The organism is Agromyces sp. NDB4Y10 (genome assembly GCF_001620055.1).
Lineage (GTDB): Bacteria > Actinomycetota > Actinomycetes > Actinomycetales > Microbacteriaceae > Agromyces > Agromyces indicus.
Map to the genome: position 1 here is coordinate 1 of NZ_LQGY01000022.1, position 23,832 is coordinate 23,832.

Annotated in this window: 26 protein-coding genes, 1 tRNA gene and 1 pseudogene; 12 read left to right on the forward strand and 16 right to left on the reverse strand. The window is 72.4% G+C overall.

Annotation, left to right across the window (positions count from 1 at the left end; translation table 11 throughout):
* The 3 genes and pseudogenes from AVP42_RS16625 to AVP42_RS05225 all read left to right on the forward strand — a co-directional run.
* Positions 1 to 660: pseudogene (locus AVP42_RS16625) on the forward strand (hypothetical protein); the annotation flags it as partial.
* Positions 661 to 695: 35 nt separating this feature from the next.
* Positions 696 to 1,103 carry a ribosome silencing factor gene (rsfS, locus tag AVP42_RS05220; protein ID WP_067946814.1) on the forward strand — a complete coding sequence of 136 codons (408 nt, stop codon included), beginning with the start codon at positions 696 to 698 and terminating at the stop codon, positions 1,101 to 1,103.
* A gap of 77 nt (positions 1,104 to 1,180) precedes the next feature.
* Positions 1,181 to 1,256: transfer RNA gene (locus tag AVP42_RS05225), tRNA-Ala, on the forward strand.
* Between the two features lie 78 nt (positions 1,257 to 1,334).
* Here AVP42_RS05225 and AVP42_RS05230 read toward each other — a convergent pair.
* Both AVP42_RS05230 and AVP42_RS16630 read right to left on the reverse strand, forming a co-directional pair.
* Positions 1,335 to 1,550, reverse strand: a complete 216-nt coding sequence (locus AVP42_RS05230; RefSeq protein ID WP_067946815.1) for a hypothetical protein — start codon at positions 1,548 to 1,550, stop codon at positions 1,335 to 1,337.
* Positions 1,551 to 1,562: 12 nt separating this feature from the next.
* Positions 1,563 to 2,309 carry an alpha/beta fold hydrolase gene (locus AVP42_RS16630; protein WP_197466963.1) on the reverse strand — a complete coding sequence of 249 codons (747 nt, stop codon included), beginning with the start codon at positions 2,307 to 2,309 and terminating at the stop codon, positions 1,563 to 1,565.
* 228 nt (positions 2,310 to 2,537) lie between these two features.
* Between AVP42_RS16630 and AVP42_RS16635 the strand changes: the two genes are divergently transcribed.
* Positions 2,538 to 3,062, forward strand: a complete 525-nt coding sequence (locus AVP42_RS16635) for a hypothetical protein (protein ID WP_067946819.1) — start codon at positions 2,538 to 2,540, stop codon at positions 3,060 to 3,062.
* Positions 3,063 to 3,128: 66 nt separating this feature from the next.
* On the opposite strand, the gene AVP42_RS05245 is transcribed toward AVP42_RS16635, so the two are convergent.
* The 5 genes from AVP42_RS05245 to AVP42_RS05265 form a co-directional block, all read right to left on the reverse strand.
* Entirely contained in the window at positions 3,129 to 4,625 is a 1,497-nt protein-coding gene (locus AVP42_RS05245) for a dihydrolipoamide acetyltransferase family protein (RefSeq protein ID WP_082847016.1), read from the reverse strand.
* Positions 4,622 to 5,650 (reverse strand): alpha-ketoacid dehydrogenase subunit beta, encoded by a 1,029-nt coding sequence (locus tag AVP42_RS05250; RefSeq protein ID WP_082847017.1) that lies wholly within the window; start codon positions 5,648 to 5,650, stop codon positions 4,622 to 4,624. The genes AVP42_RS05245 and AVP42_RS05250 overlap by 4 nt, the downstream gene beginning before the upstream one ends.
* Positions 5,647 to 6,777: a pyruvate dehydrogenase (acetyl-transferring) E1 component subunit alpha gene (gene pdhA / locus AVP42_RS05255; RefSeq protein WP_067946823.1), complete on the reverse strand. Its 1,131-nt coding sequence runs from the start codon at positions 6,775 to 6,777 to the stop codon at positions 5,647 to 5,649. The genes AVP42_RS05250 and pdhA overlap by 4 nt, the downstream gene beginning before the upstream one ends.
* A gap of 109 nt (positions 6,778 to 6,886) precedes the next feature.
* Positions 6,887 to 7,381, reverse strand: coding sequence for an Lrp/AsnC family transcriptional regulator (locus AVP42_RS05260; protein ID WP_067946825.1), 495 nt, complete (start codon positions 7,379 to 7,381; stop codon positions 6,887 to 6,889).
* Positions 7,378 to 8,196 (reverse strand): oxygenase MpaB family protein, encoded by an 819-nt coding sequence (locus AVP42_RS05265; protein ID WP_067946827.1) that lies wholly within the window; start codon positions 8,194 to 8,196, stop codon positions 7,378 to 7,380. The genes AVP42_RS05260 and AVP42_RS05265 overlap by 4 nt, the downstream gene beginning before the upstream one ends.
* Positions 8,197 to 8,259: 63 nt before the next feature.
* Between AVP42_RS05265 and AVP42_RS05270 the strand changes: the two genes are divergently transcribed.
* Together AVP42_RS05270 and AVP42_RS05275 are read left to right on the forward strand one after the other, a co-directional pair.
* On the forward strand, positions 8,260 to 9,441 hold the full coding sequence (locus AVP42_RS05270) for a glycoside hydrolase family 3 N-terminal domain-containing protein (protein ID WP_067946829.1): 1,182 nt from the start codon (positions 8,260 to 8,262) through the stop codon (positions 9,439 to 9,441).
* A 73-nt stretch (positions 9,442 to 9,514) separates the two neighbouring features.
* On the forward strand, positions 9,515 to 10,081 hold the full coding sequence (locus AVP42_RS05275) for a YceI family protein (RefSeq protein ID WP_067946831.1): 567 nt from the start codon (positions 9,515 to 9,517) through the stop codon (positions 10,079 to 10,081).
* 54 nt (positions 10,082 to 10,135) lie between these two features.
* Here AVP42_RS05275 and AVP42_RS05280 read toward each other — a convergent pair whose 3' ends face one another.
* The gene (locus AVP42_RS05280) at positions 10,136 to 11,242 is read right to left on the reverse strand and encodes a winged helix DNA-binding domain-containing protein (RefSeq protein WP_082847018.1); all 1,107 of its coding nucleotides are present in this window, start codon (positions 11,240 to 11,242) and stop codon (positions 10,136 to 10,138) included.
* Positions 11,243 to 11,353: 111 nt separating this feature from the next.
* On the opposite strand from AVP42_RS05280, the gene AVP42_RS05285 reads away from it, so the two are divergent.
* Together AVP42_RS05285 and AVP42_RS05290 are read left to right on the forward strand one after the other, a co-directional pair.
* Positions 11,354 to 12,952, forward strand: coding sequence for an ABC-F family ATP-binding cassette domain-containing protein (locus AVP42_RS05285; protein ID WP_067946835.1), 1,599 nt, complete (start codon positions 11,354 to 11,356; stop codon positions 12,950 to 12,952).
* Positions 12,953 to 13,148: 196 nt separating this feature from the next.
* Positions 13,149 to 14,549, forward strand: coding sequence for a pyridoxal-dependent decarboxylase (locus tag AVP42_RS05290; RefSeq protein WP_067946836.1), 1,401 nt, complete (start codon positions 13,149 to 13,151; stop codon positions 14,547 to 14,549).
* A 73-nt stretch (positions 14,550 to 14,622) separates the two neighbouring features.
* Here the strand turns inward: AVP42_RS05290 and AVP42_RS05295 are convergent, their stop codons facing one another.
* Genes AVP42_RS05295 through AVP42_RS16225 form a run of 3 tightly spaced genes read right to left on the reverse strand, consistent with a single transcriptional unit; the run spans position 14,623 to position 16,093 of the window.
* Positions 14,623 to 15,474, reverse strand: coding sequence for an SURF1 family protein (locus AVP42_RS05295; protein WP_067946838.1), 852 nt, complete (start codon positions 15,472 to 15,474; stop codon positions 14,623 to 14,625).
* On the reverse strand, positions 15,471 to 15,743 hold the full coding sequence (locus AVP42_RS05300; RefSeq protein WP_067946840.1) for a hypothetical protein: 273 nt from the start codon (positions 15,741 to 15,743) through the stop codon (positions 15,471 to 15,473). Before AVP42_RS05300 ends, AVP42_RS05295 begins: the two co-directional genes overlap by 4 nt.
* Positions 15,740 to 16,093, reverse strand: a complete 354-nt coding sequence (locus AVP42_RS16225; protein WP_082847019.1) for a DUF3099 domain-containing protein — start codon at positions 16,091 to 16,093, stop codon at positions 15,740 to 15,742. The genes AVP42_RS05300 and AVP42_RS16225 overlap by 4 nt, the downstream gene beginning before the upstream one ends.
* A 142-nt stretch (positions 16,094 to 16,235) precedes the next feature.
* On the opposite strand from AVP42_RS16225, the gene AVP42_RS05310 reads away from it, so the two are divergent.
* The gene (locus AVP42_RS05310; protein ID WP_067946842.1) at positions 16,236 to 16,946 is read left to right on the forward strand and encodes a beta-ketoacyl-ACP reductase; all 711 of its coding nucleotides are present in this window, start codon (positions 16,236 to 16,238) and stop codon (positions 16,944 to 16,946) included.
* Between the two features lie 34 nt (positions 16,947 to 16,980).
* Here the strand turns inward: AVP42_RS05310 and AVP42_RS05315 are convergent, their stop codons facing one another.
* The 3 genes from AVP42_RS05315 to glgC all read right to left on the reverse strand — a co-directional run bounded on the left by AVP42_RS05315 (position 16,981) and on the right by glgC (position 19,954).
* Positions 16,981 to 17,931 (reverse strand): SMP-30/gluconolactonase/LRE family protein, encoded by a 951-nt coding sequence (locus tag AVP42_RS05315; protein WP_067946844.1) that lies wholly within the window; start codon positions 17,929 to 17,931, stop codon positions 16,981 to 16,983.
* 113 nt (positions 17,932 to 18,044) lie between these two features.
* A complete protein-coding gene (serB, locus tag AVP42_RS05320) occupies positions 18,045 to 18,707 on the reverse strand; it encodes a phosphoserine phosphatase SerB (RefSeq protein WP_067946846.1) in 663 nt (220 codons plus the stop codon).
* Positions 18,704 to 19,954: a glucose-1-phosphate adenylyltransferase gene (glgC, locus tag AVP42_RS05325; RefSeq protein ID WP_067946847.1), complete on the reverse strand. Its 1,251-nt coding sequence runs from the start codon at positions 19,952 to 19,954 to the stop codon at positions 18,704 to 18,706. Before glgC ends, serB begins: the two co-directional genes overlap by 4 nt.
* A 78-nt stretch (positions 19,955 to 20,032) precedes the next feature.
* On the opposite strand from glgC, the gene glgA reads away from it, so the two are divergent.
* From glgA to AVP42_RS05340, 3 genes are all read left to right on the forward strand, one after another.
* A complete protein-coding gene (gene glgA / locus AVP42_RS05330; RefSeq protein ID WP_067946849.1) occupies positions 20,033 to 21,223 on the forward strand; it encodes a glycogen synthase in 1,191 nt (396 codons plus the stop codon).
* A gap of 52 nt (positions 21,224 to 21,275) precedes the next feature.
* Positions 21,276 to 22,064 carry an ABC transporter ATP-binding protein gene (locus AVP42_RS05335; protein ID WP_067946852.1) on the forward strand — a complete coding sequence of 263 codons (789 nt, stop codon included), beginning with the start codon at positions 21,276 to 21,278 and terminating at the stop codon, positions 22,062 to 22,064.
* A gap of 110 nt (positions 22,065 to 22,174) precedes the next feature.
* Entirely contained in the window at positions 22,175 to 22,423 is a 249-nt protein-coding gene (locus AVP42_RS05340) for a type B 50S ribosomal protein L31 (RefSeq protein ID WP_067946854.1), read from the forward strand.
* Between the two features lie 81 nt (positions 22,424 to 22,504).
* Here AVP42_RS05340 and AVP42_RS05345 read toward each other — a convergent pair whose 3' ends face one another.
* A complete protein-coding gene (locus tag AVP42_RS05345; RefSeq protein WP_067946855.1) occupies positions 22,505 to 22,996 on the reverse strand; it encodes a hypothetical protein in 492 nt (163 codons plus the stop codon).
* Between the two features lie 82 nt (positions 22,997 to 23,078).
* Complete coding sequence (locus AVP42_RS05350; protein WP_067946858.1) at positions 23,079 to 23,780, reverse strand: exonuclease domain-containing protein; 702 nt, start codon at positions 23,778 to 23,780, stop codon at positions 23,079 to 23,081.
* Positions 23,781 to 23,832: the final 52 nt, after the last annotated feature.

Genomic DNA, 23,832 nt, shown 5'->3' on the forward strand with positions numbered 1-23,832 from the left:
CCGGCGCCCGATCGCGGCTCGGCGCCGCAGCGCCCGGCCGCGGGGGAGTCGCCGCCGCGATCCGCGGCACGGCCCGAGGCCCCGCACCGTTCGGCACCGCACCAGGCGCCGATCCGGGCGGCCGCGCCGCACACGACCGTCGACGCGGGTCTCGATGAGCCGGTCGTCGCACCGAAACCGGTCGGCCACTGGACGTCGCAGCTGAACCTGCCGGACGACCGCGAGGAGCCCTACGACCAGGTGCTCTCCCGTGGGGGCTCGCCTCGTGGCGTTCCCACGACCACGAACGCGCTCATCCTCCCCACTCTGCCGGACCATGGTGCGCTCGGCACGCCGCTCGCGCCCACTGGCGAGATCATGGTGACCGGCTCGATCGACCTGCCGCGGAGCTACGGCGCCACCGGAGTGCACCCGAGCCAGATCGACTCCGCCGACGTCGACCGGCTCTTCGACAGCAGCGTCGAGGACGTCGCGGGTCCGGGCGTCGCGCCCGTCGCCGCGACCCGCGCGATCAGCACGCAGGGCCAGAACCGCGCGATGGTGGCGCCGCCGTCGAAGGAGGGCATGAACGTCCCGCTCGTGCTCGCCGTCACCGCCGGCGTGCTCGCGCTCGGTGTGGTGGCCACCCTCGTCGTCGGCGCCATCGCCGGGCTCTTCTAGGCATCCATCGTGTCCGCAACCAGGAAGTCGAGTACATGACCGCATCCGACCACGCACATCGCCTGCTCGCCGTCGCCGCACGCGCGGCGGACGCCAAGGGGGGCGAGGACCTGGTCGCGCTGGACGTGTCCGAGCCGTTGCCGTTCGCGGACGTCTTCCTCCTCGTCAGCGGCAATTCGGAGCGGAACGTCGTCGCGATCGCCGATGCCGTGGTCGAGGCCGTCCGCGAGGCCGGACAGGACGTCGCGCGGCGTGAGGGGCGCGACGGCGGACGCTGGGCGCTGCTCGACTTCGGCGACCTCGTGGTCCATGTCTTCCACCAGGAGGAGCGCCTCTACTACGGGCTCGAGCGGCTGTGGCGGGACTGCCCGGCGATCCCCGTGGCACCGCTGCTGGAGCGCCACGACACCTCGACCGGGGGGCCTGCGGCGCCGTCCGCGTGAGGCTCCCTCGATTTCATTTCGGGGCCGGGGCTGGTGTACGCTGAATCCGTTGCCCCGCACAGGGCGGCATCCCGAACGGGTCTGTGGCGCAGCTGGTAGCGCACCTGCATGGCATGCAGGGGGTCAGGGGTTCGAGTCCCCTCAGATCCACCATCATCGAGAACCCCGCCACCGAGTGTGGCGGGGTTCTTGCGTTCTCAGGATGAGGTTCGCGTCCGGCGGGGTGCCGGATCACGCGGCCTGCAACGACCCCGAGCGACGGACGCGGGTCACGGCGTCGGGTGCTGCGGTGAATCGGCCGGCGTGCCCGGCCTCGGTCACGTAGTGCACACGGATGCCGCGGCCGACGCGCGCGAGCTTGGTGATCTCGTACACGCTGCCGGTCGCGCTGACCAGCGTGTCGCCGACGGCGAGCTGGATGGTCTGCTTGAGTTCGACGGCTTCCATACTGAGAGCATCTCAGGACCCACCGACATCCGCGGCGGGACCACCGGCCAGGCGGACCAGCTCGGCGGCGAGCCGCTCGGGGGAGGTGCGGGGGACCACGTGACGGTCGCCCGCGACCGACACGAGGCGCGCCTCGGCGCCGTTCTCCGCGACGAGGCGCCGGCACCACGCCTCGCGGGCGATCGGGTCCCGCTCGCCGCGCACCACCGTCGCAGGAACCGTGCAACCCGGCATGCGTTCGAGGGTGGGGTACCGCATCATCTCGCGAAGCATCTTCAGGTACCAGCGGACGCCGCCGCGGAAGTAGTCGCGCACCACGAGCGCGTTCACCGGCATCGGCTCGCCCAGGGTGTCGCGCGCCAGGTCGAGCGCCTGCTGCCGGACCGAGCGCCGCTCCACGTCGACCACGGGCCCGACCATGACGACGTGGCGCACGCCGTCGGGCCGGAGCCGCGCCAGCTCGAGCACGATCTGCGTGCCCATCGAGTGGCCCGCGGCGACCACCGGCCACGCGTCGAGCCGATCGAGCAGCTCGGCGAGGTCCTGCGCGTACTCCTCGACGCTCGTCGCCCGCGCGGGCCGCTCCGTGTCGCCGAACCCGGCGAGGTCGACGTTCCACGTCCGCACGGACGGCGGGATCCGCCCCTGGACCGTGGCGAGCGACGCATGGGTCATGCCGATGCCGTGGACCAGCAGGATCGAGGTGGCCGCGACCTCCGCACCGCCCGACCGGTGCATGCCGTACTGCCGGTCGTTCACCCGGTACGCCTCGTGCACGGTCTCCGGGGGGCCGCTCGAGCGCGGGCCCTCGCGCGTCCCCGCGCGCCGCGCAGCGTCACCTGGCACCGTGCCTCCGTTCGTCGACGATTCCGACGGTACCGTCCGGTGTCCGCGGCGGGCACCCCTTGCGCGCGGCGCGCTTCCTTGACCGCCTCGTGACGGCGGCGGGACAATGAGGGCACGATCCGAACGCAAGGGGCACCATCGATGAGCGACACCACCACCCGTCCGACCGACCCGGCGCTCGTGGATCCCGCGCACGGCGACACCGCCGTGCTCGGGGCCGACGACGTCCAGGCGACCGCCGGAGGTGGTGCACAGCCCTCGGCGGGCGCGACCCGGTCGCGTGGCGCGTGGAGCCGGGACCTGCGGTTCATGGCCGTCGTCCTCGCCGCCATCGTGGTCCTGTTCCTGGCGTTCGCGCTCGTGGTCGCCTTCGCGCCCGACGCCTCCGGGGTCACCGCGCTCGCGATCGTCGCGGCGCCGATCGCCACCATGGTCGCCGCCTACTACGGCATCACCATCGTGCTCCGGCAGGTCTCCGAGGCCCGCCGGGCAGCGGATGCCGCCGAGGCCCGCGCTCGCGCCGCCGAGGCGACCGCGCGCGAATCCGATGCATGGGCCGCGCAGATGGAGTCGGGCCTCAGGCTCGCCGTCTCCAAGCTGGCCGGAGCGCGCATCGACACGCGCGACGTGGAGCGCGCCGCCGGCACCCCCGACGACTTCTTCTAGACCGGCCGGAGCCCGGAAACGATCGAGGCGCATCCCGACGGGATGCGCCTCGATCCGTTCAGCGGCTCAGAGGTCGGCGAGCAGCGCGATGGGCCGCTCGATGCACCCGGCCACGTAGGTCAGGAACGCGGCGGCCTCGGCGCCGTCGCAGACGCGGTGGTCGAACGAGATCGTCAGCTCCGTGACGGTGCGCACGGCGAGCTCGCCGTCGACAACCCACGGGCGCTGGACGAGCCGGCCGATCCCGAGCATCGCGGCCTCCGGGTGGTTGATGATCGCGGCCGAGCCGTCCACGCCGAGGGTGCCGTAGTTGTTCAGCGTGAACGTGCCGCCCGACAGGGCGTCGGGCGGGAACGCGCCCGTGGACGCCTGCTCGGTGCGCGCCTGCACGGCGTCGCGCAGCTCGCGCAGCGACATCCGCTCGGCACCGTGCACCACCGGCACGAGGAGCCCGCGCGGGGTCTGGGCGGCCAGGCCGAGGTTGACGGCCGAGTGCAGCACCAGTTCGTCGCGGTCGGCGTCGAAGCTCGCGTTCAACGACGGATGCCGCTTCAGCCCGGCCACGACGAATCGTGCGACGAGCGCCGTCATCCCGAAGCGCTCGCCGGTCGCCTCCTGGAGCTGCCGCTTCGCGGCGACCAGTTCGGTCGCGTCGACGTCCAGCCACACGGTCGCCTCGGGGACCTCGCGACGGGAGCGCGTGAAGTGCGCGGCGGCGGCACGCTGCAGCCGGTCGAGCGGAACGCGCCGGTCGCCGCCGGGGGTCGGCGCGGTGACCGCCGGAGCAGCCGGCGCGGCCGCGGTCTCGGCCGGAGCGCGGCGGGCGTCGTCCAGCTCGCGGATGAAGGCCTCCACGTCGCCCCGGGTGACGAGGCCGTCCGGTCCGGTGCCGAGCAGTTCGCTCGCGTCGAAGCCGTGCTCGCGGGCCAGGCGCCGCACGATGGGCGAGATGACGGGGGAGCGGCGTCCCTGCTCGAGGAGTCCCTGGTGCTCGCCGCCGTCCGCGGTCTCCGCCGCCGGAGCGGACGGTCCGGATGCCTCGGACGACGTCTCCGTCGGCTCCGCGGTCGGGCGCTCGGGTCCGCCCGGGCCCTCGCTCCGCCGCCGTCCGAAGCGGGACGGCGCCGACGAGGAGCGGGCCGAGGCCGCGGCGGTGCGGGTGCCGTAGCCGATGAGCACGGCGCCGGACTCCTCGCCCGCGGCATCCGTCGGCACCGCGATGCCGGGCTCGGCCGCCGCCGGTGCCGTGGTCGTGTCCGAGTGCTCGGCGGTCGCGGCCGGCGCGGTCTCGGGCGCGGCATCCGTGCCCTCGACGGTCGCCCCCACGGGCGCGAGCCGGAGCAGGACCTCGCCCGCGTGGAGCACCTGGCCGACCTCGCCGCCGAGGGACTCGACGACTCCGGCGATCGGCGTCGGGAGTTGCACGACCGACTTGGCCGACTCGAGCTCGACGACGGGCTGGTCGACGCTCACCTCGTCGCCGGGCTGCACCAGCCAGGCGACGACCTCGGCCTCGGTGAGGCCCTCGCCGAGGTCGGGCAGGATGAATTCGTGCGCGCTCATGCGAGGTCCCATTCCCACGAGGCGAGCGCGTCGAGCACCCGGTCGGGCGTCGGCAGGTAGTGCTCCTCGAGCTTCGGCGACGGGTACGGGATGTCGTACCCCGTGATGCGGAGGATCGGCGCGGCGAGGTGGAAGAAGTTCCGTTCGGTGAGCCGGGCGGCGACCTCGGCGCCGTAGCCGCCGAACTGCGCGGCCTCGTGGATGACGGCGGCGCGCGAGGTCTTCCGCACCGAGGCGCTCACGGTCTCGTCGTCGAACGGCGAGAGGCTCCGCAGGTCGACGACCTCGACCGACAGCCCTTCGGCCTCGGCAGCGGATGCCGCGTCGAGGGCGGTCCGCACGGTCGGCCCGTACCCGATGAGCGTGACGTCCGTGCCCTCGCGGACGACCTTCGCCCGGTTCATCGGTTCCGTGCGGACGGGCAGCTCGAGGCTCGCCTTGGACCAGTAGCGGCTCTTCGGCTCCATGAACACGACCGGATCGTCGCTGTCGATCGCCTCGCGCAGCATCGAGTACGCGTCGGCGGGGTTGGACGGCATGACCACCGTCAGGCCGGGCGTGGCGGCCCAGTACGCCTCGGACGAGTCGGAGTGGTGCTCGACCCCGCCGATGGCGCCGGCGCAGGGGATCCGGATCACCATGGGCAGCTCGAGGCGGCCCTTGGTGCGATTCCGCATCTTCGCGACGTGCGAGACGATCTGCTCGAACGCCGGATAGCTGAACGCGTCGAACTGCATCTCGACGACGGGCCGCATGCCGTACATGGCCATGCCGACGGCGGTGCCGATGATGCCGGACTCGGCGAGCGGCGAGTCCCACACGCGCTCGTCGCCGAACCGGGACTGCAGGCCGTCGGTGACGCGGAAGACCCCGCCGAGCGGGCCGACGTCCTCGCCGTAGACGACCACGCGGTCGTCGGCCTCCATCGCGTCGCGGAGGGCCGCGTTGAGCGCGCCCGCCATGGTCATCGGCTGGGCGGCGGCGGCCGCGGCGTCGGCGGCGCGTTCGGTCGCGGTGCGGCTCATCGGGCCGTCACCTCCTCCTCGGTGCGGTGGGCGGCGAGCTCGGCCTCGAGGGCGGCGCGCTGCTCGGCGAGCGCGGTGCGCGGAGTCGAGTAGACGTGGTCGAACAGCTCCAGCGGGTCGAGCTCGGGCTGCTCGTTCATCGCCTCCCGGGTGCGGGCGGCGAGCGCCTCGGCGGCCTCGCCGATCTCGGCGCGGACCTCGTCGGTGAGGGCCCCCTCGGACACCAGGTACTTCTCGAGGCGCTCGATGGGGTCGCGGCGCTTCCAGTGCTCGACCTCGCGGCCCTGGCGGTAGCGCGTCGGGTCGTCGGAGTTCGTGTGCGGTTCGATGCGGTAGGTGAGCCCCTCGATCAGCGTCGGGCCGCCGCCGGCTCGCGCCCGATCGACCGCGGCGGTGGCGACGGCGTACATCGCGGCGACGTCGTTGCCGTCGACGTGGTAGCCGGGCATGCCGTAGCCGACCGCCTTGTCGGCGAGGGTCGTCGCGTGCGACTGACGCGAGAGCGGCGTGCTGATCGCGAACTGGTTGTTCTGCACGAGGAAGACGGTCGGGGTCTGCCAGACCGCCGCGAAGTTGAACGCCTCGTGCGCGTCGCCCTCGCTGGTGGCGCCGTCGCCGAGGTAGGTGAGGGTCACGATCGGGTCGTGGCGCAGGCGCGCGGCGTGGGCGAGGCCGACGGCGTGCAGCGCCTGCGTGGCCAGGGGCGTGGCCTGCGCGGCGGTGCGGTGCGCCCGCTGGTCGTAGCCGTTGTGCCAGTCGCCCCGGAAGGACTGCAGGATGTCGGCCGGCTCGAGGCCGCGGGTGAGGAGGGCGATGCTGTCGCGGTACGTGGGGAAGAACCAGTCGTCGGCGGTGATCGCCGAGACGACGCCGATCTCGCAGGCCTCCTGGCCGTACGCGGACGGATACGTGGCGAGCCGGCCCTGCTTGGTGAGCGCCGTGACCTGGACGTCGAACCGCCGGGCGATCACCATCCGCCGGTAGAGCTCGAGGAGGGTCTCGGTGGCGGGCAGCTCGAAGCCGCCGGTCTCGGGCCCGCGCAACGCGTGACCCGCGTTGTCGAGGAGTCGCACTGGCTTCTCGGAGGGCAGGACCCGTGATTCGTGGTGCTCGACGTTGAGGCTCATACGGCCATGGTGCGCCAGTCTGCAGCACCCCCGCTGGGGGTACGCGGCAACGGTGAACGAACGGCACGCGAGGGGGCGAACGGATGCCGCGCGTCCCTCGGGAGGGCGGTCAGGAGCGCCAGATGTCCAGCGATTGCGCAGGCGGCCGACCGTCGATCTCGGCGAGGATCAGGTGCGAACGGGTCGACACCACGCCGGGCATGTCGTGGATGTCCCGGAGGATCGCCTGGCTCAGCTGCTCGTGGTCGGGAGCGCTCACGGTGAGCATGATGTCGATGTCGCCCGAGACCGCCTGGACCTTCTCGACGAACGGCAGCGTCGCGAGCTTCGCCGCGATCTCCTCCCACGAGACATCGCCGATGCGCACCACCACGAGCGCGGAGATGTTCAGGCCGATCGCCTTGCGATCGATCTGCGCACCGAATCCGGTGATGACACCGCGCTGCTGCAGTGCGAGCACGCGGTTGTGCGCCGCCGTCCGGGAGATGTGGACGCGTTCGGCGAGGGTGCGGACGGACAGTCGGCCGTCACGACTGAGCTCTGCGACGATCCGCCGGTCGATCGCGTCGAGCGGTTCGCCTCGATGTGCTGCCTGCTGGGTCATCCTCGTCCTCGCGGTTCGGTTCCAGCGTACCGGCTGCGCCGACGGAGCCGTCGGAGCGAGACGCGCGTGGGCAGGGCCCGGAGCCTCGCCGGCACGATGCGGCGCGCGACGCCCAAGCCCCGCAACCAGGCCGCGGCGACCCGCCGCGCACGAGGAGTCCAGCGGAACCCGTACGCCTCCCGAAGCGCCGGGGGGAGGAGCGCGGCCGTCAGCAGGCGCACCGCCGGCATGAGCGCCCGCAACGAAGCCGGCAGTCCGGTCCCGGCGAGCAGGTCGCGCGCCACCGCTCGCGCGTCGTCACCCACCTCCAGCCGCGGCATCCGCTCGGCCCACCACGCATCGAACTCGCGACGCGTCGCCGGCCACCCGGCATCCGCCCCCTGCAGCCGCGCCGCGATCGGCGCATAACCGCGAACGAGCGCGTCCGCGGTCGCCGCATCCAGCGGGCGCCCGGTGAGTCGCTCCTCCAGTTCGAGCGCCACGGCGAGGATGGTCGCCGCGACCCACCGCTGCGCATCCGCATCACGCGCGTCGTACGGACGCGGGCGGTCGCCCCGCACGCGCGCATGCCGCGCGTCGACGACGCGGACCACGTGATCGATGTCGCGATCGTCGCCGAACACCAGCGCGGTCAGGTACTGGTGCGTCCCGTCCAGCCGATCCAGCGGACGCTCACGGAACGCGCTGTGCCGGGCGACCCCCGCCGCGACGCGCGGATCGGCCAGTTGCAGCAGGATCGCCGCCGCGCCGCCGGCCATGAGCGTCCCGTCCGCCGCATGCCGGCGCAGGATCGCGCGGTCGTGTGCCTCATCCATCCCATCCGTTCTACCGCGCCCGCATCCGGTCGGCTCGCAGGCTGGGCCGCGTAGACTCACCGGGTGCGCCGGAGCCTACCCACCACCCTCGCCGCCCTCGCCCTCGCGGGCACGGCGGTGCTCGCCGGATGCTCGGCCCCGGCCCCGGCCTCACCCACCCCGAGCGAAGCCGTCACGACCCCGTCCCCGACGCCGACGCCCACCCCGCAGACGGCCGAGGAATGGGCGACCGACCGGGTGTCGGGCATGACCCTCGACGAGAGGGCCGCCTCGGTGCTCATGCTCCACGCCCCCGGAACCGACCCGGCCGCCATGCGCGCCCTCCTCGACGAGGGCATCGCCGGAGTCATCCTCATGGGCGACAACATGCCCGGCGACGAGGCCTCCCTCGCCGCCCTCACCGCCGACCTGCAGCACGACCCCGACGCGGCGACCCTCATCGGGATCGACCAGGAGGGCGGCATCGTCAGCCGGATCGACTGGGATCCCGCACCGGGCCCCGCCGACGTGCGCGCCGAGCCCCCGCAGGCCGCGCAGGAGGCCTTCGCGGCGCGCGCCGCCGCCCTGTCGGCCGCGGGCGTCAACGTCAACTTCGGCATCGTGGCGGACGTCACGGCCGACCCCGCCTCGTTCATCTTCGACCGCGTCCTCGGCACCGACCCGGCCGGCGCCGGCGAGCGCGTCGCCGCCGCCGTCGCCGGGGAACGCGGCACCGTCGCGAGCACCGTCAAGCACTTCCCCGGCCACGGCGCCGCGCCGGGCGACTCGCACGTCTCCGTACCGTCCGCGCCCCTCACGCTCGACGAGTGGCGCGCCGGCCCGGCGCTGCCGTTCGCCGCCGCGATCGACGCCGACGTCGAACTCGTCATGACCGGTCACCTGGCGTACCCCGCCGTCGACCCCGCGCCGGCCTCGCTGTCGCCCGAGTGGCACCGGATCCTGCGCGAGGAACTCGGCTTCGACGGAGTCGTCGTCACCGACGACATGCTCATGCTGCAGCACAACCAGCTGCCGGAGTACGCCGACCCCGGGGAGAACGCGGTGCGCGCGCTCGCCGCGGGCGGTGACCTGCTGCTGTACGTGCTGCCCGCCGATCCCGGGGAGTTCGGGATCAGCGTCGACGGGCTGGTCGCCTCGATCTCCGAGGCCGTCGCGTCCGGTCGGATCCCGGAGGCGCGACTCGATGAGGCGGCCACGCGGGTCCTCGAACTCCGCCGGGAACTCGTCGTGGGATCCGGGGAATAGATCCCACTGCTCCATGCGTTTGCATTGAATGTGGCCGGAACCGGCCGAGAATGCATCGAAGGAGCATGACCGAATGACGACGACCGAGACGACCATCGAGATCCCGGGCTACAAGGCCGGAACCTGGAAGATCGACCCGACGCACAGCGAGGTGGCCTTCAGCGTCCGCCACCTCATGATCAGCAAGGTCAAGGGCAAGTTCGAGCGCTTCGACGCGACCTTCGTCACCGGCGAGGACCCGCTCGACTCCCGCGTGACGGCCACCGCCGAGGTCGCCTCGATCAACACGAACGAGCCGAACCGCGACGCGCACCTGCGCACGAACGACTTCTTCCAGGCCGACCAGTACCCGACGATCGAGTTCGTCTCGACCGGCGTCCGCGTCGTCGACGGCGACTTCAAGGTGGACGGCGACCTCACGATCAAGGGCGTGACCAAGCCGGTCACGTTCGACTTCGACTTCGGCGGCTTCGGCACCGACCCCTACGGCAACTACAAGGGCGGCGCCACGGCGAAGACCGTGATCAACCGCGAGGACTTCGGCCTGTCGTGGAACGCGGCCCTCGAGACCGGCGGCGTGCTCGTCGGCGAGCAGGTCACGATCACGATCGAGCTGCAGGCGGCGCTCGTCCAGGAGTGAACGCGCCGCGCGTGGTCGCGCTGAGGGCGGCCCGGGCTCCGGCCCGGGCCGCCCTCACTCGTCCGTCGCCGAATCGATCCCGTGCAGTTCGACACCGTGGAATCGCGCCCAGGCCGCGAGCGGACGCGTGAACCGATCGGATGCCGCCCGGCTCGGCGGCTCGAACCAGCGGAGCTCCACCCGCGGCTTCGCGGCGGTGCCCGCGCGACGCCAGGTGCCGACCACGCGCCCGTCCAGCACGAGCAGCGGCTGGAACACGCCGTTCCCGCCGGGGATCACGCGATCGGCGAAGCGGGGATCGCACACGGGGGAGCGGTCGGCGTAGCCGAGGAAGTACTCGTCGAAGGCCGCGAGCGCGAGTGCACCCCGGGGGCGGGATGCCGCGGCATCCGTCGACCCGGCTGCGACGAAGCGGTCGGGCTCGGGCCCGAACCGCTCGACGCGGCCGCCCGCCGCCGCGAGCGCCGTCGCAGCGTCGGTCTTCGTGACCCCCATCCACCACGCGAAGTCGGCGACCGTCGCAGGACCGTGGCCCGTCACGTACGCGGTGAACAGCTCGGCCAGCGTCTCGTCGCGCTCGGCCGGCTCGCCCCCGTCGGCGGGCGCCCAGTCGTCGAGCAGCGCGAATCGCTGGCTGCGCCCGTCGACGGGGCCGCAGCACAGCACCCCGTCGCGCGCGAGCCACGCGATGAGGTGGTAGGCACGCTGTCCGTCCGGACGGATGCCCGCGGCCGCCCACGTCGCCGCGAGCTCGTCTCGCGATGCGGTGCCGGATGCCGCGAGCAGCCGCTCGGCGGCATCGCGCGCGACTCGGTAGTCGGTGTCGTCGAGCTCGAGCTGCACGAGTCGGGATCGGGACGCGGCGGTGATCCGCGGGCCGGTGATCCTCAGCGCGGGCCGCAGCAGCCGGGCCGGCATGAGGTGGAGGGTGCCGCGCATCGGCCACGACCGCACGATGCGCCGGGACTCGATGGCCGCGTCGACCGCCGCCACCGACGGTCGCGACATCCGACTGCCCACCGCCCACTTCGCGGCACCGAGGTCCTGCGCCTGCACCGCGCCCAGCCGCTCGACGACCGCGACGGGATCATCGGCGAGCTCGCGGAATCCGTGCGAGGCGAGTCGTGCGGCGCGCATCGCGGGGGAGTCTCCGGCCGGCATGCCGCCAGTCTGCCGTGGACCGCCGACCTGCGGCACCCGTCACCGCCCGGTAGACTGGAGGGCTGTGCCGCTCGGCACGCCCACCCCGCCCATCCCGACCGGAGGTCGTCCGTGCTCGCCGTCCAGGACCTCGAGATCCGCGTTGGCGCGCGCCTGCTCATGGAGGGCGTCAACTTCCGCGTCTCCGACGGCGACAAGATCGGCCTCGTCGGTCGCAACGGCGCCGGCAAGACGACGCTCACGAAGACGCTCGCGGGCGAGACGCTGCCCACCGGCGGTCGCATCGACCGATCGGGCGAGATCGGCTACCTGCCGCAGGACCCGCGGTCGGGCGACCCCGAGATGCTGGCGCGCACGCGCATCCTCGACGCCCGCGGTCTCGGTTCGCTCGTGCTCGGCATGCGCGAGGCGTCCGAGAAGATGGGCTCCGACGATCCGGCGGTCGCCGAGAAGGCCATGAAGCGCTACGGCACCCTGACCGACCGGTTCCAGGCGCTCGGCGGCTACGCCGCCGAAGCCGAGGCGGCGTCGATCGCGTCGAACCTCAACCTGCCCGACCGGATCCTCGACCAGCCGCTGAAGACCCTCTCGGGTGGTCAGCGCCGGCGCATCGAGCTCGCGCGCATCCTGTTCTCCGACGCCGACACGATGATCCTCGACGAGCCGACGAACCACCTCGACGCCGACTCCGTCGTGTGGCTCCGCGAGTTCCTGAAGAACTACAAGGGCGGCGTCATCGTCATCAGCCACGACGTCGAGCTCGTGGGCGAGGTCGTGAACCGCGTGTTCTACCTCGACGCGAACCGCGCGCTCATCGACATCTACAACATGGGCTGGAAGCACTACCTCCGCCAGCGCGCCGCCGACGAGGAGCGCCGCAAGAAGGAGCGGGCCAACGCCGAGAAGAAGGCGGGAGCGCTGCAGGCGCAGGCGGCGAAGTTCGGCGCGAAGGCGTCGAAGGCGGCGGCCGCACACCAGATGGTCGCGCGCGCCGAGAAGCTGCTCGCCGGCCTCGAGGAGGTGCGGGCGGTCGACCGGGTGGCGAAGCTGCGGTTCCCGACGCCGGCCCCCTGCGGTCGCACGCCGCTCACGGCATCCGACCTCTCGAAGAGCTACGGGTCGCTCGAGATCTTCACCGCCGTCGACCTCGCGATCGATCGTGGCTCCAAGGTGGTCATCATCGGCCTGAACGGCGCCGGCAAGACGACGCTGCTGCGCATCCTCGCGGGCGTCGACCGACCCGACACCGGCGTCGTCGAGGCCGGCCACGGGCTGCGCATCGGCTACTACGCCCAGGAGCACGAGACCCTGGACGTCGCTCGCACGGTGCTGCAGAACATGGTCAGCGCGTCGCCGAACCTCACCGAGACCGAGGCGCGCAAGGTGCTCGGGTCCTTCCTGTTCACCGGTGACGACGTGCACAAGCCCGCCGGAGTGCTCTCCGGCGGCGAGAAGACCCGGCTGGCGCTCGCCATGATCGTCGTCTCGGGCGCGAACGTGCTCCTGCTCGACGAGCCCACGAACAACCTCGACCCGGCGAGCCGCGCGGAGATCCTCGACGCGCTCGCCCACTACGAGGGCTCGGTCGTGCTCGTCTCGCACGACCCGGGCGCGGTCGAGGCGCTGAACCCCGAGCGGGTGCTCATCATGCCGGATGGCACGGAGGACCACTGGAGCCGGGACTACCAGGAGCTCATCGAGCTCGCCTGATCGGCGTCGCGGTGCGGGCCGAGCCGGTCTCGGGCGCGCTTCGGGCGAGCCGTATCCTACGCGCAATCGTTGCGTCAAAACGCGGGCGGACGCATGGATGATGCGCATGGTGGCGTTGACGCGCTGTCGAGTTGCATCCGGCCGGTCTTTGACGCACACTTGCGCAGGCTCCAGATCGACCGGAGGGATTCCCCGCATGACCACGTCCGAACCGTCGCGCTCGCCCCGCCCCACCCGCATGCACGAGGTGTCCGCCGAGACCACCGACCTCGTCGACCTCGTGCTGGACTACTCGCGCCGCCGCCTGCTCGCCGACGACACCCCGCTCGACCGACCGATCTCGGAGTTCGAGCTCGACCGTCGCGCCGGTCGCAGCATCGATGAGCACGGCATCGGCGCGGAGCAGGCGCTGTCGCGCTTCGAGCACGTGCTCGCACCGGCCTGCATCACGACCGACCACGCCCAGTACCTGTCGTTCATCCCGACCGCGCCGACCAAGGCCGCGATCGCATTCGACCTCGTGGTGTCCGCGAGCGCCCTCTACGGCGGATCCTGGCTCGAGGGCGCAGGTGCCGTGTACGCCGAGAACGAGGTGCTCGCGTGGCTCGCCCGCGAATTCGGCCTGCCCGCCACCGCGGGCGGCGTCTTCGTGCAGGGCGGCACCCTCGGCAACCTCTCCGCGCTCGTCGCCGCGCGCGAGCACGCCCGCCTCGCGATGACCCTCGCGGGCGCGCCGATGCCGGATCGCTGGCGCGTGGTGTGCAGCGGCGAGGCACATTCGTCCATCGCCTCCGCGGCCCGGGTCATGGACGTGGAGGTGGTCCCCGTGGCGCCGGGCGACGACGGGATGCTGCGAGGCGACGCCGTGCGCGCCGCGCTCGACGAACACGGGCCCTCCGTGTTCGCCGTCGTCGCGACCGCGGGATCGACGAACTTCGGCATCGTCGACGACCTCGCCTCGATCGCGGCCCTGAAGGACGAGTACGACTTCTGGCTCCACGTCGACGGGGCCTACGGCCTGGCCGCGATGCTCTCGCCCCTCGCGCGCGACCGGTTCACCGGGGTGGAGCGCGCCGACTCGGTCATCGTCGACCCGCACAAGTGGCTGTTCGCGCCCTTCGACGCCTGCGCGCTGATCTACCGCGACCCCGAGGCCGGCCGGCGTGCGCACACCCAGCACGCCGAGTACCTGGACACGCTCACCGAGACGAGCGAGTGGAGCCCGTCGGACTACGCCGCGCACCTCACGCGCCGGGCGCGTGGCCTCCCGCTGTGGTTCTCGCTCGCCACCCACGGTGCCGCGGCGTACCGGGACGCCATCACCGCCTCGATCCGGCTCGCGCACGAGATCGCCGCGGAGATCGACCGGCGCGACGGGTTCCGCCTGGTTCGCGACCCGCAGCTCTCCGTCGTCGTCTTCGAGCGCGAGGGCTGGACGAAGGCCGACTACGACGCGTGGTCCGCGCGACTCCTCGAGGCCCAGCACGCGTTCGTCACGCCGAGCTCCCACGCCGGCCGGCCGAACACCCGCTTCGCCATCGTGAACCCGCTCACGACGTTCGAGCAGCTCGCCGCCATCCTCGACACGATGCGATGACCCCGATCGAATCGTGAACTCGGGTAACGATGCAGCAGGTTCCGATTCGCTCCCGTGATGACGCGCCGACGCGTCATCGGCGATCGAGGATCTCGTCCTCCACGTCGGCGTCGCTCCGGCTGCGCGACGGCTTGGGTGGCCGCTTGGGCTCGGTCGACGGATGCCGCGGCGGGCTCGACCGCTCTGCGGCATCCGCAGCGAGCAGCTTGCGCTCCTGGTTGGCGAACCAGCCCAGGGCGACGAAGCCCATGAGGGCGAACACGAACCACTGCAGCGCATAGGAGAGGTGCGGGCCCTCGTCGCGCTCGGGGCGGGGCAGGGCTATGGGTGGCTCGGACGCATCCGCCCCGGTCTGCACGAGGATGCCGTAGGCGCCCGTGTAGGTGGGTTCGCCGACCCGCTCGGCGAGCTCGTCGAGGTCGATGGTGGCGAACTCGGCACCCGACGAGGTTCTGCCGGCGATCTGCTGCTCGCCCGCCTTGAGGCGCGCCGTCACCTCCACGCGGCCGTCGGGCGCGGCCGGGAACTCGGACGGGCGCCCTTCGGAGTCCTGCGGGATCCATCCGCGATCGACCACGAACACCGTGCCGTCGTCGAGCCGCAGGGGCGTCAGCACCTCGAAGCCGGTGCTCCCGGCCCCCGGGCGGTTGCGCACCACGACCTCCTCGTCGTGGAGGTACTCGCCCGACAGGGCCACGACCTGCCAGCGCTGGTCGATGTCGAACGAGTCGGGATCGGGCAGCGCCTCGGCGACCGGGATCGGGTCGGCGTCGTAGTTCGCGTCGATCCGCGCGACCTCGGCGAGCGCCTCGGCGCGGCGATTGAACTGCCAGGTGCCGAGCGCCGAGCAGGCGATCGCGAAGACCACCACGAGCGCGAGGTACCCCGCCCAGCGCGGCGAGGCGAGGAATCGCCATCGGCTCACGCCGAGCCACCCCCGACCGCGCCGGCGCCGGGCGAGGGCGCGGGTGCTGCGGCATCCGTCGCCTCGAAGGACGACACGCGCACCGGGAACGAGCGTGCGGCGAGGAACTCGCGCAGGTAGTCGACGTGCTCGTCGCACGCGAGCCAGGTCTTCACGCGGTCCTCGGCGTGGATCTTCGGGTTGCGCCAGTCGATGCGGCTGGTCGCCGCCTCGCGGCACCCCGCGCGGGAGCAGCCGCCCGCGGGGGCGGCGTCGAGCGAGCCGATCACGCGGCGTCCCCCCGGGAGCGCGGCTCGCGCGTCTCGTCGTCGCCCGCCGCCGCGTCGTCGGACAGGGGAGCGCCGGGCGAACCCGGGGGCAGCGGCATCAGCCCGCCGGGCCGCAGCACCTCCTGGTCGCGGCGCGACGTGCCGACGTTCGCGACGATCACCGCGAAGTAGGGGAGGAAGACCGCACCGGCGGCGAAGACGAGGATCCACCAGCCCTGCGCGAACAGCAGCGCGAAGATGCAGGCGACGCGGATGCCCATCATGACCGAGTACTTGATCATGCGCGCACGCCGCTCGTCGTCCGGCGACGCCGGCAACGACGTGATCGACTGGGTGGGCTGGTGCTTCATGGTGGTCGCCGGGGCTGGCGGCGCTCCTCACCTCCAAGGGTACGTCCGATAGGGGCAGCGGATGCCGCTACACGGCAACCTCTATGCTGGGACGGGCCGTTCGGCCTTGACGCGCACCCCTTGGAGAGAGACGGAGTCCGCCATGACCACGAGCCGTACCGTTCTGGTGACCGGGGGCAACCGCGGCATCGGCTACGCGATCGCCGAGGAGTTCCTCGCGCAGGGGCACCGGGTCGCCGTGACGGCGCGCTCCGGCGAGGGTCCCGAGGGGGCGCTCACCGTGCGGGCCGACGTCACCGACGCGGAGTCGATCGACCGCGCGTTCACCGAGATCGAGGCCGCGCTCGGACCCGTCGAGGTCGTCGTCGCCAACGCCGGCATCACCCGCGACACCCTGCTCATGCGCATGTGCGAGGAGGAGTTCACGAGTGTCGTCGACACGAACCTCACGGGCGCCTTCCGCGTCGTCAAGCGCGCGTCGAAGGGCATGCTGAAGGCGCGCTTCGGTCGCATCGTGCTCATCTCGAGCGTCGTGGGGCTGTTCGGCGGTGCCGGGCAGGTGAACTACTCGTCGTCGAAGGCGGGCCTCGTGGGCATGGCGCGCTCGATCACGCGCGAGCTCGGCGCGAGGAACATCACCGCCAACGTCGTCGCCCCCGGGTTCATCGAGACCGACATGACGGACGCGCTGCCCGCGGAGCAGCAGGCCGAGTACATGAAGAGCATCCCCGCCGGCCGGTTCGCCACGCCCGGCGAGGTCGCGAAGGTCGTCGCGTGGCTCGCGGGCGACGACGCCGGCTACATCTCGGGTGCCGTCATCCCGGTCGACGGCGGCCTCGGCATGGGGCACTGACCACCGCCGACACGGGAGCGCGGTCGCGCCGGGATCAGCGGTCGATCCGGTTCGCCGAGTACTCGGCGCCCTGCGGAGGCGTGCCGAAGCGCGCGTTCGGCAGGTAGAGCGAGTTCGCGTACGACGCGACCGTCGTGGGCACGTCGAACGTCTGGCTCGTGAGCTGGTCGACGTACGTCCCGCTCCGACCGTCGGCGGCGAGCTCCACCACGCCGACGAGGTTCAGCCGGTTCTGCACCACGTACAGGGTGCGTCCCTCGACGAGGAGTCCGTCGCCGTTCGTGAGCGGCACGCCGCCGAGGTCGACCGCGGTCGCGACACCGGTGGCGGGATCCACCCGGAAGAGGGTCGAGGTAGCGGACTGGATGACGAGCAGCGCCTTCCCGTCCGGCGTCACCTCGATGCCGTTCGCGTTGAATCCCGGCTGCAGGACGAAGTCGCCGGTGAGCGGAAGGGCCTCGACCGCGTCCTGCGGGGGCAGCGCCCCGGCCGGTCCGAGGGGGAGCCGGTAGAGCTGCGCCTGCTGGCTGTCGGTGAACCATGCGGCGTCCCGCGTGACGATGACATCGTTGACGAACGTCGCGCCGGACCCGAGCCGGTAGCTCGCGAGCAACTCGCCCGTGCGCGTGTCGATGACGCGGGCATCGCCGGCCGGGCCGCCGGCGACGAACAGGCGGCCGCGCTGGTCGACGTCGAGGCCGACCGACGGCGTGCCGGGACCTTCGGCGATGACGTCGCCGGCGCCGCTGCGCACGTCGGCCGCGTAGATGTCGCCGTCGGCCAGCGACCCGAAGTAGGCGGTGCCGCGCGCGTCGATGGCGATCCCCTCGGGCTGGAAGCCGTCGGGGAGTGGAATGGCGTCCTGCAGGGCCCCGCGTGGGGCTGCAGGCGCCGGCGCCGCCGTGGCGGCCGGGGCGACCCCGAGGGCGACGAGCGCCAGGGCGGCGAGGGAAGCGGACGAGACGACGATGGTTCGAGTCTTCATGCCCTCACGCTAGGCCGGACGCGATCGCGATCCATGCATTCGGATGGAACTCGCAGACCTCGACCAGCCGGCAGCCAGACCGTCGACCGAGGAGGACGGCGCTCCCCGAGCCGCTACCCGCGGAGCCCGGCGAGCGCGAGCACGCCGCTGAGGTCGACGCGGTCGATCGCGACATCCGCCTGCGCCCGAACCACGGGCTTGGCGCAGAACGCGACACCGAGCGCCGCGCGATCGAGCATGCGCAGGTCGTTCGCACCGTCGCCCACGGCGATCGTCCGGGAGATCGGGGTGCCGGATGCCGCCGCCCACTCCTCGAGCGCACGACGCTTCGCCTCGGCGTCGACGACGTCGCCGAGCACGCGCCCGGTGAGCCGATCGCCGTCCGCCTCGAGCCGGTTCGCACGGCAGAAGTCGAGTCCCAGCCGCTCGGCGAGCGGATCGAGCAGCTCGTGGAACCCGCCGGAGACTACGCCGACGCGGCCGCCCGCGGCGTGCACCCCGTCGATGAGCTCCCGGACCCCCGGCGTGGGCGTGAGCCGGTCGCGGGCCGCCAGGACCTCGGCGACGGGCAACCCCGCGAGCGTCGCGACGCGCTCCCTGAGGCTCGCGGCGAAGTCGAGTTCGCCGCGCATGGCGCGCTCCGTCACGTCGGCGACGTGCTGCAGGCTCCCGGCCGCCTCGGCGAGCAGCTCGATCGCCTCCTCGCGGATGAGCGTCGAGTCGGCGTCGAGCACGACGAGCAGGCCGCCCTCGCGGCCGGATGGGCCCGCGGTCACGCCGAGGCTCGCACGTGCGAGCCCTTGCCCACCACGGTCACGCCGCTCTCGGTGACGACGAAGCCGCGCGCGAGGTCCTCGGCGCGGTTCAGCCCGATGTGGGCGCCCTCCTCGACGACGACCTCCTTGTCGAGGATGGCGCGACGCACCGTCGCCCCGGCCTCGATGCGCGCGCGGTCGAACAGGATCGAGTCGGACACGTTCGCGCCCGAGCCGACGATCGCCCAGGGACCGAGCACGCTCCGCTCGACGTGCGCGCCCGAGATGACCGAACCCAGCGACACGATCGAGTCGATGACCGTGCCGAGCGAACCGCGGGCGTCGCGCGTGAACTTCGCGGGCGGCGAGTTCACCTGCTGGCTGAAGATCGGCCACTCGCGGTTGTACAGGTTGAAGATCGGCAGCACCGAGATGAGGTCCTGGTGCGCCTCGAAGAACGAGTCGATCGTTCCCACGTCCCGCCAGTAGTAGCGGTCGCGATCGGTCGAGCCGGGCACGTCGTTGCGTTTGAGGTCGTAGACGCCCGCGTTTCCCTGGGCCACGAACGCGGGGATGATGTCGCCGCCCATGTCGTGGCTGGAGTCCGTGCGCTCGCCGTCGCGCAGCACGGCGTCGATCAGGGCGTCGGCGTTGAAGACGTAGTTGCCCATCGAGGCGAGCACCTCGTTCGGCGAATCGGGCAGCCCTTCGGGGTCGCTCGGCTTCTCGAGGAACTGGTGGATGCGGTCGGGCGCGTTCGGGTCGACCTCGATGACGCCGAACTGGTTGGCGAGTGAGATCGGCTGGCGGATGGCGGCCACCGTGGCATCCGCTCCGGACTCGATGTGCGCCTCGATCATCTGGCTGAAGTCCATGCGGTAGACGTGGTCGGCGCCGACCACGACGATGATGTCGGGCTGCTCGTCGTAGATGAGGTTGAGGCTCTGCAGGATCGCGTCGGCCGAGCCGGAGAACCACCGCTTGCCGAGTCGCTGCTGCGCGGGCACCGAGGCGACGTACGACCCGAGGAGCCCGTCGAGGTGCCAGGTCTGCGACACGTGCCGGTCGAGGCTGTGCGACTTGTACTGGGTGAGCACCACGATCTGGCGCAGGCCCGAGTTCACGAGGTTCGACAGCGCGAAGTCGATGAGCCGGTACTGCCCCCCGAACGGCACCGCGGGCTTCGCGCGGTCCTCGGTCAGGGGCATCAGGCGCTTCCCCTCGCCGCCAGCGAGGACAATGCCGAAGATCTTGCGCGTCGCCACCATGTGCCCAGCGTAGTCAGACGGATGCCGCATGGCACAGGAGGTTGACGGCGCGTGACCGCGACGGGCTAACGTTGCCGCATGCGCGTCGACCTGCTCACCCGCGAGTACCCGCCCGAGATCTACGGAGGGGCCGGGGTGCACGTCGCCGAACTGGTCCGAGCGCTCCGCCGCGACGTCGACGTGCGGGTCCGCGCGTTCGGCGCGCCCCGCGACGAGGAGGGCACGACCGGCTACGGCACGCCCGCCGAGTTCGCCGACGTCAACGCGGCGCTGTCGACGATGGGCGTCGACCTGCTGATGGCCGCGGATGCCGCGGGCGCCGACCTGGTCCACTCGCACACGTGGTACGCCAACTTCGCCGGCTTCGTCGCCAAGAAGCTGCACGGGATCCCGCACGTGGTCACGGCGCACAGCCTCGAGCCGCTCCGGCCGTGGAAGGCGGAGCAGCTCGGCGGGGGCTACCGCGTCTCGAGCTGGGTCGAGCGCGCCGCCTTCGAGGACGCCGACGCGGTGGTCGCGGTGAGCGACGGCATGCGACGCGACATCCTGCGGTCGTACCCCTCGATCGACCCCGCTCGCGTGTCGGTCGTCTACAACGGCATCGACCTCGAGGACTGGCGTCCGAACCACGACCCCGACCTGGTGCGCTCGCTGGGGGTCGACCCCGACCTGCCGTCGATCGTGTTCGTCGGGCGCATCACTCGGCAGAAGGGCCTGCCGTACCTGCTGCGCGCGGCGCGCTCGCTACCGGACGACGTGCAGCTCGTGCTGTGCGCGGGCGCCCCCGACACGCCCGAGATCATGGCCGAGGTCTCCGGGCTCGTCGCCGAGCTCGCCGAGACCCGCCGGGGCGTCGTGTGGATCGACCGGCACCTCCCGCGCAACGAGCTCACGGCGCTGCTCACCTCGGCCACCTGCTTCGTGTGCCCGTCGGTGTACGAGCCGCTCGGCATCGTGAACCTCGAGGCGATGGCGTGCGGCGCGGCGGTCGTCGGCACGGCCACGGGCGGCATCCCCGAGGTGGTCGAGGACGGGGTGACCGGCGTGCTCGTGCCGATCGAGCAGTCGGACGACGGGACGGGCACGCCGCTCGATCCGGAGCGGTTCGTGGCCGACCTCGCGGAGGCCCTCACGCGCGTCGTGAGCAACCCGGAGCGCGCCCGCGAGATGGGTGCCGCGGGGCGGCTCCGGGCCGAGCGGCACTTCGCCTGGGCCGCGATCGCCGACGAGACGCGCGCGCTCTACGCGCGGGTCCTCGCCGGGCGCTGAGCCCTCCGCGGATGCGCGGGACGGGTCCGACCGTCCCACTAGCATGGTCAGCATGGCGTCTACGGTTCTGCAGTTCCAGCACGTGTCGGTGGTCCGCGACGGGAACGCGATCCTCGACGACATCGACTGGAACGTCGCCTCCGACGAGCGCTGGGTGATCCTCGGTCCGAACGGTGCCGGCAAGACCACGCTGCTGCAGATCGCCGCCGCCGCCATGCACCCGACCAAGGGGTCCGTCGAGGTCCTCGGCGAGCCGCTCGGCAAGACCGACGTCTTCGAGCTCCGTCCGATGATCGGGTTCGCCTCCACCGCGATGGCGCGCCGGATCCCGAAGAACGAGACCGTCATCGACTCGGTCCTCACCGCCGCGTACTCGGTCACGGGCCGGTGGAACGAGGAGTACGAGACGATCGACGACCGCCGCGCCCAGCGGGTGCTCAAGGAATGGCAGCTCGAGGGCTTCGCCGACCGACGCTTCGGCAGCCTCTCCGACGGCGAGCAGAAGCGCGTGCAGATCGCCCGCTCGGTCATGACCGACCCCGAGCTGCTGCTGCTCGACGAGCCCGCGGCGTCGCTCGACCTGGGTGCGCGCGAGGAGCTCGTCGAGCTGCTCGGCGGCTACGCGTCGTCGGCCTCGTCGCCGGCGATCGTCATGGTGACCCACCACGTCGAGGAGATCCCGCAGGGCTTCACGCACGCCATGCTGCTCGCCGACGGCACGATCCGGTCCGCCGGGCCGATCGGCGAGGCGCTGACGTCCGAGACGCTCACCGAGACGTTCGGACTTCCGATCGAGCTCACCGAGCGCGACGGGCGCTACGCGGCGCGCGCCGCCCGCTGACGCGCCATCCGCTCACCCTCTGCTAGACTTGTGTGCTGGCCCGACGGCCGACATGCTTTCCCTGCCCGAAGGCGGGGCGAATCCGAATCCGAATCAACAAGGAAGTCTCCATGAAGACCGACATCCACCCCGCCTACAACGCCGTCGTCTTCCGCGACCTCGCCTCGGGCGAGACGTTCCTCACGCGCTCGACGGTGACCAGCGACAAGACGATCGAGCTCGACGGCCAGACCTACCCGGTCATCGACGTCGAGATCTCGTCGGCCTCGCACCCGTTCTACACGGGCAAGCAGCGCATCATGGACTCGGCCGGTCGCGTCGAGAAGTTCAACCAGCGCTTCAAGAACTTCGGCAAGTAAGAACCTGCCGCACTCGAAGGCCCCGTCGCATCGACGGGGCCTTCGTCGTGCCCGTGCCGCCGCAGCGGACGCGCCCGCCGATCACGCCCCGTGGGCGGCGGTGACGCGGAGGTAGCGAGCCGCCTCGTCGATCGCGGCGAGCTGCGCCTCGTGCGGGGTGAGCCGCCCCGCGTCGAGCTCGTCGCCGATCTCGACGAAGCGGCGCGCCTCGCCGGGGTCGGCGTCGCCGACGACGCCGCGCGCCCAGTCGACGAGCTCGCGCACCGAGATGCGGTCGCGGAGCAGCAGTGCCGCGAGTGCGCGCATCGCCATCGGACGGGTTCCGGGGTCGGGGTCGGGCACCGGGATGCCGAGTTCGCCCAGCGCGCGTTCCAGGGCGGCACGCAGTTCCCACGCCTCATCGGAGTCCGACAGGCCGGCGAGTTCGTGGAGCGCGGGAGCGTCGAGTCCCGCGACGACCGCCTCGACGGCGGCGTCGATGAGGAACGACGGAGGGCTGTCGCCCACGAGCCACAGGGCGCTCGCCTCCGTGAACGCGTCAACTGCCGGTCGGTCCTCGAGCGGGCTCGTCATGGGTCCAGCGTCGCAGACGAACGCGATCCGCGCGACGGCCGTTCGTCCCGTCCGGCGAGGTGGAGCGCGGCCGTGCCGCGGCTCAGCGCAGCGGCCACGCCCCCGACGTCGTGAACTCCGGCTCGCCGTTCGCCCGCCGCCACTGCTGATAGCTCTCGGCCTGCTCCCGGCACCAGTCGACCTGGCGTGCGTGCAGTTCGGCGACCGCGATCGCGGCGAGCTCGGGGAACGCCCGGGCGATCGCCTGCGCCACCCGCCCCGCGGCGATCGCGTCGGCGCCGGCGTCGTGCGCCGCGGTCAGCTCGACGCCGTAGTGCTCGCACGCGGCGGTGAGCGTTCGCTTGCCCCTGCGGAAGCGGTCGACGGCCTTGTCGATGACGAGGGGGTCGACCACGTGCGCCGGCCCGCAGAACGCCTCGTGTCCGTACCGCTCGGCCTCGCGGTGCAGGACCGAGAGGTCGTAGGCGGCGTTGTACGCCACGATCGGCAGGCCCCGCGCCGCGGCATCCGTCAGCGCCTCGATGATCTCGGCCACGCCCTGCACGGCCGGCACCCCCTCGAGCCGTGCGCGCTCGGTCGTCACCCCGTGGATGAGCGTGGCCGCGGTCGGGATCTCGACGCCGGGATCGACGATCCACTGCCGCTGCTCGAGCACCTCGCCCGAGGGGCCGATCACGCCCACGTGGGCGGTGACGATGCGGCAGGTGTCGATGTCGATGCCGGTCGTCTCGAGGTCGAAGACCGCGAGGGTGTCGGCCCAGGATGCGGCGGGGGAGTGCTCCATGCCCGTCACGGTATCCACGCCCTCCGACAGCGCTCGGCAGCCGCGCCGTAGG

Excerpts from the sequence above, each read along its gene's own strand:
- rsfS (WP_067946814.1), top strand. The coding sequence starts at position 696 with ATGACCGCATCCGACCACGCACATCGCCTGCTCGCCGTCGCCGCACGC.
- AVP42_RS05230 (WP_067946815.1), bottom strand. The coding sequence starts at position 1,550 with ATGGAAGCCGTCGAACTCAAGCAGACCATCCAGCTCGCCGTCGGCGAC.
- AVP42_RS16635 (WP_067946819.1), top strand. The coding sequence starts at position 2,538 with ATGAGCGACACCACCACCCGTCCGACCGACCCGGCGCTCGTGGATCCC.
- AVP42_RS05245 (WP_082847016.1), bottom strand. The coding sequence starts at position 4,625 with ATGAGCGCGCACGAATTCATCCTGCCCGACCTCGGCGAGGGCCTCACC.
- AVP42_RS05250 (WP_082847017.1), bottom strand. The coding sequence starts at position 5,650 with ATGAGCCGCACCGCGACCGAACGCGCCGCCGACGCCGCGGCCGCCGCC.
- pdhA (WP_067946823.1), bottom strand. The coding sequence starts at position 6,777 with ATGAGCCTCAACGTCGAGCACCACGAATCACGGGTCCTGCCCTCCGAG.
- AVP42_RS05260 (WP_067946825.1), bottom strand. The coding sequence starts at position 7,381 with ATGACCCAGCAGGCAGCACATCGAGGCGAACCGCTCGACGCGATCGAC.
- AVP42_RS05265 (WP_067946827.1), bottom strand. The coding sequence starts at position 8,196 with ATGGATGAGGCACACGACCGCGCGATCCTGCGCCGGCATGCGGCGGAC.
- AVP42_RS05275 (WP_067946831.1), top strand. The coding sequence starts at position 9,515 with ATGACGACGACCGAGACGACCATCGAGATCCCGGGCTACAAGGCCGGA.
- AVP42_RS05280 (WP_082847018.1), bottom strand. The coding sequence starts at position 11,242 with ATGCCGGCCGGAGACTCCCCCGCGATGCGCGCCGCACGACTCGCCTCG.
- AVP42_RS05290 (WP_067946836.1), top strand. The coding sequence starts at position 13,149 with ATGACCACGTCCGAACCGTCGCGCTCGCCCCGCCCCACCCGCATGCAC.
- AVP42_RS16225 (WP_082847019.1), bottom strand. The coding sequence starts at position 16,093 with ATGAAGCACCAGCCCACCCAGTCGATCACGTCGTTGCCGGCGTCGCCG.
- AVP42_RS05310 (WP_067946842.1), top strand. The coding sequence starts at position 16,236 with ATGACCACGAGCCGTACCGTTCTGGTGACCGGGGGCAACCGCGGCATC.
- AVP42_RS05315 (WP_067946844.1), bottom strand. The coding sequence starts at position 17,931 with ATGAAGACTCGAACCATCGTCGTCTCGTCCGCTTCCCTCGCCGCCCTG.
- glgC (WP_067946847.1), bottom strand. The coding sequence starts at position 19,954 with ATGGTGGCGACGCGCAAGATCTTCGGCATTGTCCTCGCTGGCGGCGAG.
- glgA (WP_067946849.1), top strand. The coding sequence starts at position 20,033 with ATGCGCGTCGACCTGCTCACCCGCGAGTACCCGCCCGAGATCTACGGA.
- AVP42_RS05335 (WP_067946852.1), top strand. The coding sequence starts at position 21,276 with ATGGCGTCTACGGTTCTGCAGTTCCAGCACGTGTCGGTGGTCCGCGAC.
- AVP42_RS05340 (WP_067946854.1), top strand. The coding sequence starts at position 22,175 with ATGAAGACCGACATCCACCCCGCCTACAACGCCGTCGTCTTCCGCGAC.
- AVP42_RS05345 (WP_067946855.1), bottom strand. The coding sequence starts at position 22,996 with ATGACGAGCCCGCTCGAGGACCGACCGGCAGTTGACGCGTTCACGGAG.
- AVP42_RS05350 (WP_067946858.1), bottom strand. The coding sequence starts at position 23,780 with ATGGAGCACTCCCCCGCCGCATCCTGGGCCGACACCCTCGCGGTCTTC.